The organism is Flavobacterium subsaxonicum WB 4.1-42 = DSM 21790, assembly GCF_000422725.1.
GTDB lineage: Bacteria > Bacteroidota > Bacteroidia > Flavobacteriales > Flavobacteriaceae > Flavobacterium > Flavobacterium subsaxonicum.
This window is the reverse complement of sequence record NZ_KE383909.1, coordinates 339,036-357,706: the sequence shown is the minus strand read 5'-3', so window position 1 is coordinate 357,706 and position 18,671 is coordinate 339,036. Positions and strand designations below refer to the sequence as shown.

Below are 18,671 nucleotides of genomic sequence, written 5' to 3'. Positions count from 1 at the left end.
TACTATGGCTTACAATATCTCAAAAAAACTCGAAGGCAATGTCCGCGCCATCCGTGTGGCGATGGATTTCCAAAAAGGCCAACCGCTCTCATCGGAAGACCTTGCCACCCTTCAAGGTTACGCAGGTTTTGGCGGTATTAAAGCCATCCTGTACCCATATGGCTCCGAGGAAGGCTGGCAGGCAAACGGGGCGACCCGTGAAGATCTGAAATTGTATCGCGATATCATGGCGTTGCACGACCTGTTGAAAGAGAACCATACGGAACCGGAATACAAAGAGATTGTAGCCTCCCTTAGAAATAGCGTACTAACGGCTTTCTATACCCCTGAAGTCATTCCCCGGACAATCTACAATGTTTTAAAGGAACGAGGGATAGCACCTAAAAGGCTTTATGAACCTTCAGCGGGTTCCGGTGTATTTATCAACGGGGCTCTTCAGGCATTCACAGGCCTTGAACAGGTTACGGCAGTTGAAAAAGACCGGCTGACCGGCCTGATACTTTCGGCGCTTAACAGCACAATAAGTGTACAATCCGATACCCATATTAGTGGGTTGGAACAGGCACCAGTAATTGACAACGGCACCTACGACCTTGTGGTAAGCAACATCCCTTTTGGTAACTTTCCTGTATTTGATGCATCGTTCCCCAGTAAAGACCTATCGGGCAGGATCCACAACTACTTTTTTGCCAAGGGACTGGATAAACTGGCGGATGGCGGACTGATGGCCTATATTACAACCGATGCCTTTTTAAACAGCCCTTCCAACCAGGGTGCAAGAGAATACCTTTTTAAGCATGCGGACCTGATCAGTGTGGCAGTAATGCCGGACAACCTGATGAAGGATACCGGAAATACAGAGGCGCCAAGCCATCTGCTGATTGTCCAAAAGAATAACAGCAAGGAGAAATTAAGCTGGGAAGAGGATTTCCTAAATGAGGTACGTGAAAAAGAAAATGAGTTTGGCAGGTATCCTTACAATTATTTACTATCGATAAACGACCATGACGTGGTGATAGGAAACTCCCGCAAACCGGGGACGAACCAGTACGGGAGGGCTACGGAAGTTATATGGCAGGACGGGGACATCAACCAGATTGGGGAAAGCCTTCATGCAAGCCTAGCACACCAGTTCCGGAACCGCTTTAATATGGAGCTTTTCAAAAAAGCCCAGGCCCCTACTGTCTTGCAATCGGCACCCCTACATCAAAAGCTGACCTACTTACCCCTGCCGGAAAATAAGGCTCGGGGTTCAGCGGTACAGCTTGGCTTGTTTGACCTGGCACCGGCAGAAAATAGTAACCGTGCTTCGGCCTACCTCAACAGTAATGACGAGGGTATCATCCGCAAGGAATCAGTCAGGCTGATCGGTACTGTCCGCAATACGGAGAACCCCGGCCACGAGAACATTGTCCTGTTGACCGCTAAACAACTTAAGGGAGAGCGGTACCTCTACAGGTTACATTCCAACCTTGGGGAAGTCAATAACCTATCGGTTAACTGGATGAACGCATCAGTATTGGCGTATGAGATTAATGCGATCAACACGATGCTGAATAGTTTCGGGCAGACCTTCAGGTTTGAGGGTGACCAGACGCTGGAGAGCCTGTTCCGCTTCCACGAAAAGGAAATCGGGCCCTTTACGGAACTACTGCCTTTTTACAGGCAGGGCACTTTGGTGGTACATATGGGACGGGCAGGAAAACTGGACAACCCGGATCCTGAATTTAAACAGGCTGCGTTCCATCCCCTCAGCGGGCAGGGTACTCTCAATTTTTATAAGAGTTATATCGCACTTCGTGACAACTACCTGCAATTGTCCGCCCGCGAAATTGAAGGCAATGAGATCAGCAGCGGCGAAAGGGAAGCCCTCAACGGGCAATACGACCGCTTCGTATCAAGCTACGGTACGCTGAACAGCCCTGCCAACCGAAGGCGCATTACGGAAGACACTGCTTTTGGGATATCTCTTCTGGCATCCCTGGAGCGTAAAGAAGGCGAACGTTATGTGAAATCCGATATACTGAGCCATTCTGTCCAAAAATCGAAAGAGCGTTTTGTAACAGATGACCCCATAGAAGCGCTTGCCCATAGCTTAAATGATACCGGCGGTGTAAACCTTGACTTTATAAAAGTGGCTTTGGGCACCGATGAGATCGAAGCCATAAAACGCCTTGGGGATAGCATTTACCTCAATTCGGGATCAGGCTCATGGGAAACCGCAGACCAGTACCTGAGCGGAAATGTAGTGGAAAAGCTTCATTTAGCGCGGGCACATCTTGAAAGAGAGCCTGAAAATATACAATACAAGCGAAGCGTTACCGCATTGGAACACATACAGCCGGAACGTATCCCCTTTGAGATGCTGGACTTTAACCTTGGGGAGCGCTGGATACCTACTGATTATTACAGGCAGTATGCCACGGAACTTTTTGAGAAGGAAACGGATATCAGTTACTTTCCGTCACTGGACACCTTTAAGGTTGCAACAGCACATAACATCAAAATAGACCGTGAATATGCTGTTACACCGCAAAATGGAAGGATCACCTACGGCTATACCATACTGGAACATGCCCTGGAAAATACGACCCCATTTTTTACCTATGAGGTATCGGTTGGCGGCGGTAAAACTGTCCGTGTGCCGGATAATGATGCGATACAATTGGCGCACCAAAAGATAGAGCAGATCAGGAATGGTTTTGTGGACTGGCTAAAGGAACTGCCGGATACAGACAAGAAATATATTGAGAACCTTTATAACGACACGTTCAACTGCTATGTGCTGCGCGAGTATGACGGCAGCCACCTGACTTTCCCCGGGCTGGATAAAAAAGCACTTGAGATCGATGACCTGTACAGTTCCCAGAAGAATGCGGCATGGCGCATTGTACAGAACCGCGGCGCGCTGGTGGACCATGAGGTGGGGCTTGGAAAAACGCTTACCATGATCGTGGCAGCCCAGGAAATGAAACGGCTTAAGACGGTTCATAAACCGATGATCATTGCCCTTAAAGCTAATGTGGACCAGATTGCAGAGACCTACCGCAAGGCCTACCCTGCGGCAAAGATACTGGCACCAGGGCAAAATGATTTTACCCCGGCGCAGCGAACCAGGCTGCTGCACGAGATTAAGAATAATAATTGGGACTGTATTATCCTGACACATGACCAGTTTGGCAAAATCCCGCAGTCCCCTGAGATACAAAAGCAAATTTTTCAGGAAGAGCTTGATAACACTGAGCGGGATCTGGATAGCCTTCGTGAGCTGGGCGGGGATATCTCAAAAAAGATGCTTAAGGGCCTTGAAGTACGCAAAAACAACCTTGAAGGTAGCTTAAAGGGGATACTGCGCGATATTGAGGAAAAAAAGGATACGGGCATTAACTTTAAGGAAATGGGTATTGACCACCTGTTTGTGGACGAAAGCCACAAATTCAAGAACCTGACCTTTACCACAAGGCACAACCGCGTTGCGGGCCTTGGCACCACAGAGGGCAGTCAGAAGGCGCTGAACATGTTGTTCGCCGTGCGTACACTGCAGGAAAAATTTGACTCGGACCTGTGCGTTACCTTTTTATCAGGTACACCGATTTCCAACAGCCTTACGGAAATGTACCTCTTGTTCAAATACCTGCGCCCACGGGAAATGGAGCGCCAGCACATTGAGAATTTTGATGGCTGGGCAGCAGTATTCGCCAAGAAAACTACTGATTTTGAATTCAGCGTCACCAATGAGATCGTTGCCAAAGAGCGCTTCAGGCATTTTATCAAAGTACCGGAACTGGCCATGTTCTATAATGAGATCACTGATTATAAAACGGCGAAGCATATCAACCTTGACAAGCCTGAATTACAGGAAACCCTTGTGAATATTGCCCCGAGCGATGAGCAGAGGGAATTCATAAAAAACCTGATGGCTTTTGCCAAGACGGGCAATGCAGAACTGATAGGCCGCGCTAAGCTCACGCCAAAAGAAGACCTTGGGCGGATGCTGATCGCTACCAACTATGCCAAGAAGATGGCGGCGGACCTGCGGCTGGTGGATGAAGATAAATATAGCGACCATCCTCATAATAAAGTGAATACCGCGGCGCGGAATATCGCGTCGATCTATGAAACAAGCACCCCACATAAGGGCACACAGATCGTTTTTTCAGATATCGGGACGCCCAAGCCGAACAGCTTTAATATGTATGATGCGCTAAAGGATAAACTAGTCAGTGATTTTAATATCCCGCCCAACCAGGTAACGTACATCCATGACTGGACGGACAGGCGAAAACCGGAATTGTTCCGGAAAATGAATAAAGGGGAAATCCGTATACTGATCGGGAGTACTGAAAAAGCAGGGACCGGACTTAATGTGCAGGAGCGCGTCGTGGCGATGCACCATTTGGATATCCCCTGGCGGCCTTCTGACCTGGGACAGCGCAATGGCCGTGGCGGCAGGCAGGGCAATAAACTTGCAAAGGAACAGTACGACAACAAGGTCCAAAATTTTATTTATGCCACCGAGCAGTCGCTGGACAATTATAAGTTCAACCTGCTGAAAAACAAAGAAACGTTCATTGCACAGATGAAAAACTGCGAACTGAATGTACGCACCATTGATGAGGGGTCCATCGATGAAAAGAGCGGCATGAACTTCTCAGAATACATCGCCATCCTCTCGGGAGATACCTCACTGCTGGAAAAAAGCAAATTGGAAAAGAAAGTGGCCGTTATGGAAAGCCTGAAGACAGTTCACTTCCGGGAAGCCAGCCGGACAAGGATCGGGTTGGAAAAAATGCAGAATGAAAGGTTCAGCACCGCAGCAACACTGGAAAAGTTGACAGACGATGCGTCCCACTATATATCACGCCTGCAATATACCCCGGATGGCGTCAAAGCAAACCCTGTAACCTTAAGCGGTCTTGTTTCTTCCGATCCCGAAGCTATTGGCAAGCATATCATTAGCTTGTATGAGGGATGGAAACCACCGGAAGGACAAGCGGAGCAGAAGATCGGAAGCATCTACGGGTTTGACCTTTTCATCCAGCGAAAATATGAAGCCTACGAAGAAAAAGGCAGCTATGAGTATCGGTATTCCAACAGCTTCTATGCGCAGCGACAGACAGACGGGATCAAGTATACCTATAATGACGGGCTGCCCAATATTGATAACCCTAAACTGGCGGCACGCCACTTCGTCAATGCCATTGACCGCGTGGACGGCCTCAAGGAAAAGTACGATTCGAAATTAAAAGAGCTGGTAACCGAAATACCCAAACTGGAAAAGTTATTACAGAAATCCTTTGCGCAGGAAAGTGAACTGCAGCAGATGAAAAATGAGCTTGCAGGCCTGGAACGGGAGATCACGATTAAAATCCAGGAAAGCCAACTCAAACAACAACAGGAACATTTCGGCAACGCTGGTGATGATGCTACTATTGAGATAAGCCATACGGTAGTAACGGAACAGGAAGCAGCGGCACGCGGGCCCACGGTGCAGGAATCAGAACCTGTAACCAAAACGGAACCGGAACGAATACGCAGCAGGATGCGATTATAACTTTAAAAGTAAACTAATTATGTCAAACAGCGTCTACCAAGTCAATAAAGGGATTAATAAATCTATAGAATTCAAGGGGCTGAAAGCACAATATATATGGTATCTCGGGGGTGGCATCGCCGCGTTGCTGGTAGTGTTTTCCGCAATGTACCTCATAGGCCTACCCTCCTTAATTTGCGTGGGAGTAATTCTCATAGCAGGCGCACTACTGGTAATGAAAGTGTATGGGATGAGCAATAAATATGGTGAGCATGGCCTGATGAAAGCAATGGCGCGAAAGCAGGTACCTAAAGTTATCAAAATACGCGGCAGGCAGATATTCCTTAAAAAATAAGCCATCAAACTATGTAACGACAATACTATGGAAAAGACAATTGAAAATATGTTTCCCATAATGGATGTGGAACATGACTGTATCATCAGCAAGCAGGGAGATGTAACCATAGTCTTCCGTGCGGACCTTCCGGAGATCTTTACGCTTTCCGACCAGGAATATGAAACCTTCCATCAGACGTGGGTAAAGGCCATTAAGATACTCCCAAAATTCAGCATATTCCATAAACAGGACTGGTTCCTGGACAGCAGCTACACGGCTGATTTTACAAAGGAAGATACAAGTTTTCTTAGCCGCAGCAGCGAGCGTTTTTTTAACGAACGCCCTTTCTTAGAGCACAGTTGCTACATTATGCTGACTAAAAAGCCGGCAGGCCGTAAAACGTCAACATCGCTTTTCTCCAGCCTGCTGCGTACTACCGTGGTACCGGAAGAAACCCTGAAGCCACAGCTCCTACAGGAATTTCTGGACAGTGCAGGCCAGTTCCAGAGGATACTGGAAGACAGCGGTTTTGTACAATTAACAAGGCTAAAAGAAGAAGCGCTAAAAAGCCATCAGGACAAGCTTGGGCTGATCGAACGGTATTTTTACCTGGCAGACAAAGCGGACGACCTTATCATTAACGACCTCAAATTCGATGAGGGATTGCGTGTCGGTGACAAATATTGCCAATTATACACACTGGCGGATGCTGAAGACCTGCCGGCACTCTGCGGCAGCCGTATCAACTATGATAAGTATTCTACGGACAAAACTAAATTCAGTGTCGGGTTCGCTTCCACTTTGGGTCAACTGCTTTCGTGCAACCATATTTATAACCAGTATGTATTTATTGAAGATGCCCAAAAGACACTCCAAAAACTGGAAAGTAAAAGGCTGCGCCTGCAATCCCTATCGGCCTATAGCCGTGAGAATACGATCTCCAGGGATGCCACCAACGATTTCCTGAATGAGGCGATTGGGCAACAACGTTTACCGGTTAAGGCACACTTCAATGTACTGGCGTGGACCGATACTAAAGAGGAGCTTAAAGACCTGAAAAATATGATCTCCTCGGCTATTGCACAAATGGATGCCGTAGCCAAGCAGGAAACCGTAGGCGCCCCGCAGATCTATTGGGCAGGCATACCCGGTAATGCAGCTGATTTTCCAATGAACGATACCTTTGATACGTTTGCAGAGCAGGCTACCTGTTTCTTCAATTTGGAGACCGGCTACCGTTCTTCTATAAGCCCATTCGGCATCCGTTTGGGCGACCGCCTGACCGGAAAGCCGGTACACGTTGATATTAGTGATGAACCCATGGCAACGGGAATTATCACCAACCGGAATAAATTCATTTTGGGGCCTTCGGGCAGTGGGAAGTCTTTTTTCACCAATCATATGGAACGCAGCTATTATGAACAGAACACGCACATCGTACTTGTGGATGTAGGCCATAGCTATAAAGGGTTATGCGATATGGTAAACGGTTACTACTTCACGTACACCACCGAAAATCCTATCCGTTTTAACCCTTTTTTTATCGGGGAGGGCGACGCATTGGATACCGAAAAAAAAGAAAGTATTAAAACATTACTGCTGGCCCTGTGGAAGAAGGACGATGAGTCGTTCCGTCGAAGTGAATATGTAGCCTTATCTAATGTCATAGCGGGCTATTACAGCCACCTCGAAGCAAAAGATGACTTATTCCCGGGCTTCAATAGTTTTTATGAATTCCTGCGCGATGAATATGTGCAGGTTTTAAAAGACGACCATGTAAAGGAACGGGACTTTGATATTGACAATTTCCTGTATGTGCTCCGCCCCTATTATGAGGGAGGTGAATTTGACTACCTGCTGAACGCTACGGAAAATCTTGACCTGCTGCAGGAGCGCTTTATCGTTTTTGAACTGGATAATATTAAAGACCATCCTATACTGTTTCCTGTGGTGACGATCATCATCATGGAAGTCTTCATTAACAAGATGCGAAAGATGAAAGGCATCCGCAAGACAATACTGATCGAGGAGGCGTGGAAAGCCCTCATGAAGGAAGGTTTCGCAGAATATATAAAGTACCTGTTTAAAACGGTTAGGAAATTCTTTGGTGAGGCTATTGTGGTTACCCAGGATATTGAAGACATCATATCCTCTCCGGTGGTAAAACAGGCCATTGTAAATAACAGTGACTGTAAGATACTCTTAGACCAGTCAAAGTACCAAAACAAATTCGACCAAATACAGGAACTGCTTGGCCTTACCGATAAGGAAAAAGCCCTTGTGCTGTCGATGAATAAGGCTAATGACCCTTCCAGGAAATACAAAGAAGTTTTCATATCCCTCGGGGGCACACAGTCAAAGGTCTACCGCACCGAAGTATCGTTGGAAGAATATCTGGTCTACACAACGGAAGAAACGGAAAAAGTCAAGGTGCAGGCCTATGCTAAAAAATTTGACGGTGACATAAAAAAGGGCATTGCGGCACTGGCTAATGATATACGTAACGGAATCTAAAACACACTACCATGAAACTGAAAACTAAAATCACGTTTTTGCTCCTCTGCTTTTTACTGGCTGCGCCGCCTGTATTGCCTGCTATCCCTGCAAGTTCAACTACAACGGCTGCTATACCGCTGGTCAATATCATTAAGGAAGCCATTAAGAAAGTCATCAAAGCCATCGACCTTCGGATCCAGCGCTTGCAGAACAAGACGATCTGGCTGCAGAATGCCCAGAAAAAACTGGAAAATACGTTGTCAAAGCTAAAGCTGGATGAAATATCGGAGTGGACGGAAAAACAGAAGGAACTCTATAAAGAGTATTATGATGAATTGATGAAGGTGAAAACAGTCATCACGTACTATAAGCGCATTAGGGATATTACCGATAAACAGGTGCGTCTGGTGAATGAGTATCAGAGGGCCTGGGAACTTTTAAGGCAGGATGATCATTTCAATGATGGCGAGTTGCAGTATATGGATAAAGTATATGCAGGGATACTGGATGAGAGCATCAAAAATATAGACCTGATCTTCATGATCCTGGATTCGTTTACGACGCAGATGAGCGATGCAAAAAGGCTGGAACTAATTAATGCAGCGGCCGACCAGATCGATGCCAATTACGACGACCTGAAGCTCTTTAATAAGCAAAATATGTTATTGAGCCTCCAGAGGGCTAAATCGATCAATGATATAAATCAGGTTAAACGCTACTACGGGATACCTTAAAATGCTATAAGATGAAAAAGCTATTATTATACTGCCTGCTGACCGGTCTATTATCAGGTAGCCTGCAGGCACAGAACAAGCAGGTTAAAGTACTGTTGGAGCAGATAGCTGCCCTGCACATTTATATAGGCTATGTACAGGATGGCTATAGTACGGTTAAAAAGGGGCTGGACGTTATCGGCGATTTTAAACGCGGTGAACTCAACCTGCATGCCGGTTATTTCAGCTCCCTGAGGATGGTTAACCCAGCAGTTAAAGAGTACATAAAGGTTGCTGAAATCATTGCCCTACAGGCTAAAATACTGCAGAGCTCTAACAATACCCGGAATTTATTACAACAGGATGGTGATTTTTTTAATGGCAATGAGCTGGCGTACGTGGGGAAGGTTTACGACAAGCTGCTGGAAGACTGCGAACGTATTCTCAATGATCTGGAAGCAGTGGTTACCGACGGCCAATTGGAAATGAAAGACGATGAGCGCATGGCACGTATTGATATGCTCCATGCGAATATGACGGACAACTATATTTTTTGTAAGCGCTTCGGCAATAGCGCCAAAGTACTTGCCATATCGAGGATTAAAGAAAAGATGGATGTACAAAACGCCCGTGCATTGCGCGGCATAAACGACTGAAATTATGAAAAAGCTATGTATACTACTACTGCTGACAATCTCTTTATCCTGCCCAAGTACGGGATATGCACAAGCCCAGGAATTGCAGCAGTTGGCACTTAATATCGAGAAGCTGGCGCAGTTCCGACAGATCCTTAAAGACATGAAGAAAGGTTATGAAATACTGACGAGTGGCTATAACACGGTAAAGGACCTCACGGAAGGGAATTTCAGCCTGCATAAGACATTCCTGGATGCGCTCCTGGAAGTAAGCCCCACGGTGCGGAATTATAAAAAAGTCGCTGAAATCATAGAGTACCAGATACAGTTGGTGCATGAATATTCGACAGCGCTGAATCGTTTCAGGGATAGCGGTGATTTTAATGATGAAGAACTAGGTTATCTCGAGCGTATCTACGATAACCTCTTTAACCAAAGCCTTCGCAACCTTGATGAACTTACTGTTGTAATTACTGCCGGGGAACTACGCATGTCAGACAGTGAACGCCTTGAAGCCATTGATAAAATCCATGCTGATATGCAGGACAAGCTGCTTTTCCTAAGGGACTTTAATAACAACACTTCAGTGCTTGCGGTACAGCGCGCCAAAGAGCGCAACGAAGTAAATACAATGCGCAGCATTTACAGGATAAACAACTAAAACATTTCCTACTATGAAAAAGATAAGCAAGGCTGTAACCCTTACAGCCGCAGGGACGGTATTGCCCTATTCTGCAAACGCTCAAAGCCTTGGAGATGAAATGAACAGCCTTCACGGCGTCCTTGAGCAACTCTATGATGAGATGATGCCTTTATGTAGTAACCTACTCGGTGTTGGACAGGGAATTGCAGGGTTTGCTGCCCTTTGGTACATCGCATCAAGGGTTTGGCGCCACCTGGCAAGTGCTGAGCCCATAGACTTCTATCCGCTGTTCCGCCCTTTTGTTATTGGGTTCTGCATTATGATATTCCCCTCCGTACTGGCTATGATCAACGGCATCATGAAGCCGACGGTAACTGCTACCGCAGCCATGGTGGAAGGCTCTAACAAAGCTATAGAAGTTTTGCTTCAAAAGAAAGAAGAGGCCATAAAGACAACGGATGTCTGGCAGATGTACGTTGGGGAAGACGGTAGCGGTGACGAAGACCGCTGGTATAAATATACCCATGACGGCGATGACCCCGATGATCAGGGGCTTATATCGGGCATTGGGACTTCTATCAAATTCGCTATGGCAAAGGCAGCCTATAACTTCCAGAATTCTGTAAAAGAATGGATGAGCGAAGTACTCAGGGTATTGTTTGAAGCTGCCTCACTATGTATCGACACCCTGCGAACCTTCCAGCTTGTAGTACTTTCAATTCTTGGGCCATTGGTATTTGGGCTGTCTGTGTTCGACGGTTTCCAGCATACCCTCACTGCCTGGCTGGCACGCTATATTAATATATACCTGTGGCTGCCGGTGGCCAATATCTTCGGCAGTATCATTGGTAAGATACAGGAAAAGATGCTGATGCTCGATATCGAGCAGGTAAACGATTACGGCGATACCTTTTTCAGCAAGACCGATATGGCCTATCTCGCTTTTATGATCATTGGTATCACAGGTTATTTTACGGTGCCCTCTGTCGCCAACTACATTGTACAGGCCGGCGGCAGCGGATTAAGCCAAAAAGTAACGAGCCTTTTTAATAGTGGCAGCTCTTCGGCTATACATTATGGCAATGTTGGTGGTGGGGCTTTTGCAGAGCGTTTTGGCAGTGGCCTTGTAAATATGGCTCACGCACCCTTAGACATTATGGATGGTTACCAAAATGGCGGGCAGGAAAAGTCCGGCGGCCACCAGCACGACAAATTGAAAGGCAACTCATAACCTAAATTACAACCACTATGTTCACTAAAATGAAAAATATAGATACCGCATTCCGGCATGTACGGGGTTTTACCATGCTCATTATTGCGGCATGCATACTACTGAGTGGTTTTGCGCTTTACAAAAGCTTTAGCCTTGTGGCCGGGATGCAGGAAAAAGTATACATCCTTGCCAATGGCAAAGCCCTCGAAGCCTATGCTTCCGATAGGAAAGATAACATACCTGTTGAGGCAAGGGACCATGTAAAGACGTTCCATAAACTCTTCTTTACCCTTGATCCCGATGAAAAGGTCATCCGCTTCAATGTCACCAAAGCCCTGTATCTGGCAGATGACAGCGCAAAACGTGTTTACGACGACCTGAAAGAGAACGATTATTATTCCGGTATTATTTCAGGAAACGTCAGCCAGACCATTGTCGTGGATAGTGTCCAGGTGAGCTTAAATGATTACCCGTACCACTTCAGGTGCTACGCCACACAAAACATTATAAGGACGACGAGTATTGCCCACAGGAGCCTGATCACAGAGGGAAACCTGCGAAACGTTTCACGCAGCGACAACAACCCCCATGGATTTTTGATAGAGCGTTGGAACACCATTGAAAACCGCGATTTAAGTACCGAAAACAGAAAGTAGATTATGAAAGCACTATTTAAAAAAAACAACGATAAGCCGGGCGAAAATAATACGCCGGTTCCTAATGCTATAGCACGGCAGTTTGCCAAAGGATATTCATTTGTCCAGATAAAGTGGGCAAAATGGATGGCAAGGAAAACCTCTAAATGGTCCAAAAAGAAACTAACTGCAACCCTTGTGCTTTTCTGCTTTGTAACAGGGGCCTACAGCACATACTTAATAGTATATAGCCTGCTAATTCATGTCGAAGCAACAAGCTCAATAACTACAACCAAAATTTCGCGGCAGGCTGTCTTGTCTAAAACAATAGCACATAAAAGCGAGGCTGTTATCACTGATGAGGAAATGGATCGCATCATAACATTCAGACATTATCTGGACAGCCTTAAAACTACAACCAGCGGGACTAAAGCCTACGACAGTATAGTAAATAATTATTCCGGGCTGCTTGATAGCTTAACTATAGTCGAAAATTATTATTACCGAAATCTTAAACATTAATATCATGGAAGAGAAAACTAAATCAGCAAAACTACTCAGGCAACGTAAGATGCTTTTGGTATTGCCCCTGCTTGTACTGCCTTTTATAACTATGGCATTCTGGGCGTTGGGAGGGGGCAAAATGGATACCGTAAACGCAAATGTGGTGAAGGAAGGATTTAACCTGACCTTGCCGGGGTCCAATCTAAAAGAAGGCACCGCCTTAGACAAGATGAATTATTATGAGAGGGCTGCGCTTGATTCCGCTAAACTTGAAGACCTGATAAAAAAAGACCCTAACTATTTATCGAAGGCCACAAAGACAGATGAGGAAAAACCGTTACAGGATACCACATCCCAGAGAAGTAACGGCGGCTTGAAAACCTCGGGGTACCGCAACCCTAATGAAGAAAGGGTGTATAGGAAATTAGAAGCCCTTCAAAAAGCAATGAACAAGCCGGCAACATCCCAGCGACATAATGTAGCATCCCGATATACAAAGCCCGCTTCTGAGGATGCTGAAGGGGATATTGCAAAATTAGAAGCGATGATGCAATCGATGAACCAGCCCCAGGGAGCTGATCCCGAAATGCAGCAACTAAACGGGATGCTTGAGAATATCCTTGACATCCAGCACCCGCAGAGGGCACAGGAAAAATTGAGAAAGGCCTCAGAAGCGCAACGCGGACAGGTTTTCGCGGTCGGCACCGGTACATCGGAAGAAATTATATCCTCATTGAATATATCCAATAGTAGTCCGGCTTTAGCGTCGGGCCATTCAACACGAAACGGATTTTATTCTATTGAGGAACCTGTTTATGCCGATGTCCTTCAAAATGCGGTACAGGCTGTTATCCATGAAACACAAACCGTAGTAAATGGCTCCACGGTAAAACTAAGGCTGGCCTCAGATATCTTCATTAAAGGGATTAAAGTCCCTAAAGATAATTTCCTGTTTGGTACTGCCTCCCTTAAAGGTGAAAGGCTTTCTATAACTATAAACAGCCTGCGGTTTAATAATTCACTATTTCCTGTGGAACTTTCGGTGTATGATATGGACGGCATGGAGGGTATTTATATTCCCGGTGCGATCAGCCGTGATGTAGGCAAAGCATCGGCGGACAGGTCAGTACAGACCTTAGGTGTGGCAACTCTCGACGATTCGTGGAGTGCGCAGGCGGCAGGTGCAGGTATCGAAGCTGCCAAAAGCCTTTTCAGTAAAAAAATTAAACTGATCAAAGTGGTCGTCAAATCCGGTTACCAGGTGCTGCTGAAAGATGAAAAACAAAAAACTACCCACTAATTCTAATTATAGTATCATGAAAAATATCAAATTAATCGTAACAACTTGTTTCCTCCTGTTGATCAGTTTGGCCTACCCGCAGCAAAATATCACGGGTACCGTCATAAAGGTGGACTCTTTGTCAATCACCTGTACAAAGACTACAAGTATCATGTTCCCTTACGCTATTAAAAGTGTTGACAGGGGCAGCCTGGATATACTTGTCCAGAAAGCTAAAGGCTTTGAAAATGTATTACAGGTAAAAGCAGCAGTCGAATGCTTTACAGAAACGAATCTGACGGTAATAACTTCCGATGGAAAACTCTATTCTTTCCTGCTCAACTATAACGAGCAGCCTAAAGTTTTGAATATACAAGTTACTAAATCTGAAAATGGAGCCCCCGTAAATGCATTTTCATTAAATGGAGCCAATGCAGAAGAACTTAAACAATTTTCAACATTGGCTTTAGCGCACAGGAAAAAGTTAGGGGGTGTAAAGGATTACCAGAGTAATATAAGGTTCCGTCTTACGGGATTATTCATTCACGAGGGAATTTTGTATTACAGGATAACGATTAAAAACGACTCCAATATTAACTATGATATTGAGCAACTGCGTTTTTTCATCCGTGACCAAAAAAAGGCAAAAAGGACTGCCTCCCAGGAGATAGAGCTTACACCTGTCTATGTTGATAGCCCCGTTATACAGGTAAAAGGTAACAGCCAAAATACTGTCATCTATGCATTGCCCAAGTTCACCATCCCCGATCAGAAATACATGGCTATACAGCTTATGGAAAAAAACGGGGGGCGGCATTTGGAATTGGGTCTGAAAGACAGGACTATTCTTAATTCGGTACTGCTTGAACCTGTAAATGCCGGCAGTAATGATCATCAATAGTTACGACACTAATGAACTTTTAAAATCGATGACCCAAATGGCGGGCGAAGGGTTTGTGCTCGTAGCATTTCCTACTGACGAGGTATCGGATATAAGTAACCTGGCTTATTTTAAAACAGCTTACGAAGCTTCAGAGCATTGTTATGAGATGTCTACTGATATAGATTTTTACAAGAGCTTGCCGCTGCAACAGGTCATCGAAGATTTAAGGGCAGTAGTGCCTTTTGGTATTGATACTACAGTAAATGAAGCCATTGAAATTTCAGGATTGGCAACAATGTATAGTGAGAGCATAAAAGATCAAAATATTAATGTAAACAATACAATCATGAACGAGAAAAATTTTGAATACCTGGAAAAACAGGTAAAATTTACCGGATTCGGTGAAGAAATGAAGGATGACTTAAGGGCAAAAATTGAACAGAAGCTTCCGGAATTTACCCTACAGCACACTTCACAGTATGGCCAGGATGCAGCTGTAGCAACCTTAAACTTCAGGAAGTCTGACCAAACCGATATGTATTTCTTTAACTCTTACAAACTCAATTTAGAGAATGAATATTCCAAAGAAAAGACCGAGCAGACCTTTTACATCAATTATGGGAATACCATGACGTTAAAAGAAGCCTATAACCTGATGCAGGGCCGCGCCGTCAATAAGGATTTAATCAATAGAGAGGGCGAGGGATATAATTCCTGGGTTCAAATGGACTTCAAGTCTCCCGACGAGCGTGGTAACTACAAACTAAACCATTTCCACCAGAATTACGGCTATGACCTTGAAGCAGAACTAGCCAAACATCCGATCAGGGAACTGTCGGACCAACAGCAAAAAGACCAATTGGTTGATTCCCTAAACAGGGGAAACAGGCAGGCTGTAACATTTGAAAAGGATGGCAAGCAAGTTATGCATTTTGTTGAGGCTAACCCGCAATTTAAGGCTGTGAATGTCTATGACGAACACATGAAAAGGCTTGACAACAGGCAGTCTAATGACCAAACGCAGTCACAGGGCGAGAAATCTTCTGCTAAGCAAAGCGCAAAACAGGGACAGGATGCTGAAGACGACGTAGGCGGCAAGCCGAAAAGAAAAAGCCAGGCCAACTCCATGAGATAGTTGCAAGCCACTAAGCCATTGCTGAGTCTGACTAACGTAATGTAACTACTCAGGAATGGCTTAGATTATTAAAACCTGAACTACAGTAATATTATCCTGTATTTCAGCGAAGCTACAGATTTAAATATGTGGAACAGGCCAAAACAATTAACAGGTAATGGAATTACAAAAGCCTTTTACGGACTTCTTTACAGCTATTAATAAAGACTACCGGATCAGTACAACACATATCGGAATCTACGCCGCGCTGTTGCAGTTCTGGATCACAAAAGGGTTTGCAGTACCTGTGAGGGCATACCGCTACGAAATAATGGATATTGCTAAGATTTCAGCACCATACACCTACCACAGGTGTATGAAAGAACTGAGCGAGTACGGATACATTGTATACCTCCCTACACGTAAAAGGAATCAAAGGAGTACAATTTACTTTTCTAATCCTGTATAGTATAAGTGTAAAACGTGTTTATGTAACTATTCAATAATTAAAAAAACTATCATGAGCGAAGGTATCACTAAAGACGATCTAAGGCAATTTGGCCTGCTCTTAATGGATAACATAAGAGCAATGATTGGTAAATCAAGTGAAAAGGAGGATATTCATCCCGACTGGTTGAAGAGCAGGGTGGTTAGAAAACTGATGGATATGTCACCGGGGACATTACAAAATTTAAGGATTACCGGGAAGGTACGTTTTAAAAAGATTCTCGGTTCCTATTATTATAACAAGGCAGACTTACAGCAATTGTTTAACGAAGAAGAAAAAAACCATGAAAGCGGCTGAACTTTTGAAGTATGTATCCTCATTCGAGAAGGATGAGAGGCTATCTGTTTGGCATTTGGCATTGCTTTTTGCAATACTGACATTAGCGTATAAGCAAAAACAGTATCGGACGATCCAGGTTAGCCGTAGCAAAATTATGAAATTGTCACATGTAAATACTTTACCGACCTACCATAAATACTTTAAAGAACTACAGGATTTCGGATATATAAAATATATCCCTTCCTACCATCCTGATTGCAGGAGTGAAATAGATTTATTAAAACGGTATTAACATAGGATTTATGTTAGTACAGTTTAATTTTTATGGCTTTTCATTTAATAAATATATTCTACTATTTAACGCACTTCTCCCCTGCTTTGCTGTCTTCAATGTCAAAATCATTTCCACAAGTACTGGCCTTGTCTTAATTGTTCTTGTTAAGAAAGAAGCACGGACAGAAAGATAGCTGCTTTACTTGCAGAAATATTGTCCTGATCCATATTGTAACTATTTTAAACAGATTCAATCGTTTGGGTATACAAATTGCAGTCCCTACTACCACCCCCCAGACTTTAGAAATGAAATAGTATAACCTAAAAATAATTAAAGATCATAGTTTAAGATTTCATAGTACATATAATTAATGTGAAATATCAAATTAGAGTGATATATAAACTAAATAACCATTTATTTTGTAAGCAAAAATGCTTACATTTGATGTATGGATATGCAATTTCATAAATATAAAGGAATCCATCCCGGAGCGATAGTAGCACGTGAACTAAAAAAAAGAGCACTTGCACAACGCCCTTTTGCCTTAACAATAGGTATTGCACCTCAATCTTTTAACCAGATTATAAAAGCAAAAAGGCCTTTACCCTTATCAGCCGCTTTAAAAATAGAAAAAGCGCTTAGTTTGGAAGAAGGTGCATTAGCGGTACTACAAACCTATTATGACATTGAAATCCAAAAATTAAAAGATGCCACAATAACAAAGCCTAATATTACGCGCCTGAGAAAAAGCTTGTTCTGGGATACGGATATTGATACAATTGACTGGGAGAAAAAGTCAAAGGCAGTCATTGAGCGGATATTTGAAAGGGGGAATATTACTGAAAAGAAAGAAATAATCCGGTTTTATGGAACTCCGAAAGTACGGAGTATCATCTCAAACCCTAGTACAAAGGCTAAGTTCACGAGAAGCCATAAGCCCTAACTATAATAACGCTTAATTATGCATTGGCAAACGGTAAACGAACTTCTTCGCAATACCTTGGTATTACTTATGAATTCCACAGAATTTGATGAATTTCGCTTAGTAGGCGGCACTGCGCTCAGCCTGCAATTGGGGCATAGGTTATCGGTAGATATAGATCTTTTTACTGATGCCGACTACGGCTCCATTGATTTTAAAATCATTGAGGATTTTCTTGATGCTAATTTTGGGTATGTTGACAAAGGGTTTGGAACAATAACCGGAATGGGAAAGTCTTATTTAGTTGGAGAAGATCGTGAAAACACCATAAAATTGGACCTCTTTTACACAAGAGACCCATTTATGGAACCACCTTTACTAATCGAAGAAATAAGGATGGCAACTTTAGATGAGATTATAGCCATGAAAGTCGATGTTGTGCAACGTACAGGCCGCAAGAAAGACTTTTATGATCTGTATGAAGTATTACCCCGATATAGTATAAAAGAGATGATAGCACTTCATAAAAGACGCTACCAGTATTCACACGACGAGGCACTAATCCGCGAAAATTTCAAAAATTTCACTGAAGCCGATGGTGATTTTGATCCTGTTTGCCTGCGTGGTAATTATTGGGATTTTATTAAAGAAGACATTATTAGTGCAATCGACAATGAATAGCTCTGCTCTGCCCTTCCTTAGA

15 protein-coding genes are annotated in these 18,671 nt (G+C 44.1%); all 15 read left to right on the top strand.

Annotated elements, in window-relative coordinates:
- Positions 1-4 precede the first annotated feature (4 nt).
- The 15 genes from G509_RS0112010 (at position 5) to G509_RS0111930 (ending at position 18,649) form a co-directional block, all read left to right on the top strand.
- Positions 5-5,554 carry a helicase-related protein gene (locus G509_RS0112010; RefSeq protein WP_026991754.1) on the top strand — a complete coding sequence of 1,850 codons (5,550 nt, stop codon included), beginning with the start codon at positions 5-7 and terminating at the stop codon, positions 5,552-5,554.
- 19 nt (positions 5,555-5,573) lie between these two features.
- Positions 5,574-5,888 (top strand): DUF4133 domain-containing protein, encoded by a 315-nt coding sequence (locus G509_RS0112005; RefSeq protein WP_026991753.1) that lies wholly within the window; start codon positions 5,574-5,576, stop codon positions 5,886-5,888.
- Between the two features lie 27 nt (positions 5,889-5,915).
- A complete protein-coding gene (locus G509_RS0112000; RefSeq protein WP_026991752.1) occupies positions 5,916-8,384 on the top strand; it encodes a TraG family conjugative transposon ATPase in 2,469 nt (822 codons plus the stop codon).
- Positions 8,385-8,395: 11 nt separating this feature from the next.
- Entirely contained in the window at positions 8,396-9,100 is a 705-nt protein-coding gene (locus G509_RS0111995; RefSeq protein ID WP_026991751.1) for a hypothetical protein, read from the top strand.
- 11 nt (positions 9,101-9,111) lie between these two features.
- The gene (locus G509_RS0111990; protein WP_026991750.1) at positions 9,112-9,735 is read left to right on the top strand and encodes a hypothetical protein; all 624 of its coding nucleotides are present in this window, start codon (positions 9,112-9,114) and stop codon (positions 9,733-9,735) included.
- Between the two features lie 4 nt (positions 9,736-9,739).
- Positions 9,740-10,375 carry a hypothetical protein gene (locus tag G509_RS0111985; RefSeq protein ID WP_026991749.1) on the top strand — a complete coding sequence of 212 codons (636 nt, stop codon included), beginning with the start codon at positions 9,740-9,742 and terminating at the stop codon, positions 10,373-10,375.
- 142 nt (positions 10,376-10,517) lie between these two features.
- Positions 10,518-11,588 carry a conjugative transposon protein TraJ gene (gene traJ / locus G509_RS0111980; protein ID WP_242604860.1) on the top strand — a complete coding sequence of 357 codons (1,071 nt, stop codon included), beginning with the start codon at positions 10,518-10,520 and terminating at the stop codon, positions 11,586-11,588.
- A gap of 29 nt (positions 11,589-11,617) precedes the next feature.
- On the top strand, positions 11,618-12,226 hold the full coding sequence (gene traK, locus G509_RS0111975) for a conjugative transposon protein TraK (protein WP_242604861.1): 609 nt from the start codon (positions 11,618-11,620) through the stop codon (positions 12,224-12,226).
- A gap of 3 nt (positions 12,227-12,229) precedes the next feature.
- Positions 12,230-12,727 carry a hypothetical protein gene (locus G509_RS0111970; RefSeq protein ID WP_026991746.1) on the top strand — a complete coding sequence of 166 codons (498 nt, stop codon included), beginning with the start codon at positions 12,230-12,232 and terminating at the stop codon, positions 12,725-12,727.
- Between the two features lie 4 nt (positions 12,728-12,731).
- The gene (gene traM, locus G509_RS0111965; RefSeq protein WP_026991745.1) at positions 12,732-14,009 is read left to right on the top strand and encodes a conjugative transposon protein TraM; all 1,278 of its coding nucleotides are present in this window, start codon (positions 12,732-12,734) and stop codon (positions 14,007-14,009) included.
- Between the two features lie 16 nt (positions 14,010-14,025).
- Positions 14,026-14,889, top strand: coding sequence for a conjugative transposon protein TraN (gene traN / locus G509_RS0111960; RefSeq protein ID WP_035739124.1), 864 nt, complete (start codon positions 14,026-14,028; stop codon positions 14,887-14,889).
- On the top strand, positions 14,876-16,006 hold the full coding sequence (locus tag G509_RS0111955; protein ID WP_242604862.1) for a hypothetical protein: 1,131 nt from the start codon (positions 14,876-14,878) through the stop codon (positions 16,004-16,006). Before traN ends, G509_RS0111955 begins: the two co-directional genes overlap by 14 nt.
- A gap of 499 nt (positions 16,007-16,505) precedes the next feature.
- The gene (locus G509_RS0111945; protein WP_026991741.1) at positions 16,506-16,790 is read left to right on the top strand and encodes a DNA-binding protein; all 285 of its coding nucleotides are present in this window, start codon (positions 16,506-16,508) and stop codon (positions 16,788-16,790) included.
- A gap of 704 nt (positions 16,791-17,494) precedes the next feature.
- Positions 17,495-17,989, top strand: coding sequence for a helix-turn-helix transcriptional regulator (locus G509_RS0111935; RefSeq protein WP_026991739.1), 495 nt, complete (start codon positions 17,495-17,497; stop codon positions 17,987-17,989).
- A 69-nt stretch (positions 17,990-18,058) separates the two neighbouring features.
- Positions 18,059-18,649, top strand: coding sequence for a nucleotidyl transferase AbiEii/AbiGii toxin family protein (locus tag G509_RS0111930; protein ID WP_242604863.1), 591 nt, complete (start codon positions 18,059-18,061; stop codon positions 18,647-18,649).
- Positions 18,650-18,671 lie beyond the last annotated feature (22 nt).

Coding starts and splice junctions, on each gene's coding strand:
- G509_RS0112010 (WP_026991754.1), top strand. CDS start 5: ATGGCTTACAATATCTCAAAAAAACTCGAAGGCAATGTCCGCGCCATC.
- G509_RS0112005 (WP_026991753.1), top strand. CDS start 5,574: ATGTCAAACAGCGTCTACCAAGTCAATAAAGGGATTAATAAATCTATA.
- G509_RS0112000 (WP_026991752.1), top strand. CDS start 5,916: ATGGAAAAGACAATTGAAAATATGTTTCCCATAATGGATGTGGAACAT.
- G509_RS0111995 (WP_026991751.1), top strand. CDS start 8,396: ATGAAACTGAAAACTAAAATCACGTTTTTGCTCCTCTGCTTTTTACTG.
- G509_RS0111990 (WP_026991750.1), top strand. CDS start 9,112: ATGAAAAAGCTATTATTATACTGCCTGCTGACCGGTCTATTATCAGGT.
- G509_RS0111985 (WP_026991749.1), top strand. CDS start 9,740: ATGAAAAAGCTATGTATACTACTACTGCTGACAATCTCTTTATCCTGC.
- traJ (WP_242604860.1), top strand. CDS start 10,518: ATGATGCCTTTATGTAGTAACCTACTCGGTGTTGGACAGGGAATTGCA.
- traK (WP_242604861.1), top strand. CDS start 11,618: ATGAAAAATATAGATACCGCATTCCGGCATGTACGGGGTTTTACCATG.
- G509_RS0111970 (WP_026991746.1), top strand. CDS start 12,230: ATGAAAGCACTATTTAAAAAAAACAACGATAAGCCGGGCGAAAATAAT.
- traM (WP_026991745.1), top strand. CDS start 12,732: ATGGAAGAGAAAACTAAATCAGCAAAACTACTCAGGCAACGTAAGATG.
- traN (WP_035739124.1), top strand. CDS start 14,026: ATGAAAAATATCAAATTAATCGTAACAACTTGTTTCCTCCTGTTGATC.
- G509_RS0111955 (WP_242604862.1), top strand. CDS start 14,876: ATGATCATCAATAGTTACGACACTAATGAACTTTTAAAATCGATGACC.
- G509_RS0111945 (WP_026991741.1), top strand. CDS start 16,506: ATGAGCGAAGGTATCACTAAAGACGATCTAAGGCAATTTGGCCTGCTC.
- G509_RS0111935 (WP_026991739.1), top strand. CDS start 17,495: ATGGATATGCAATTTCATAAATATAAAGGAATCCATCCCGGAGCGATA.
- G509_RS0111930 (WP_242604863.1), top strand. CDS start 18,059: ATGAATTCCACAGAATTTGATGAATTTCGCTTAGTAGGCGGCACTGCG.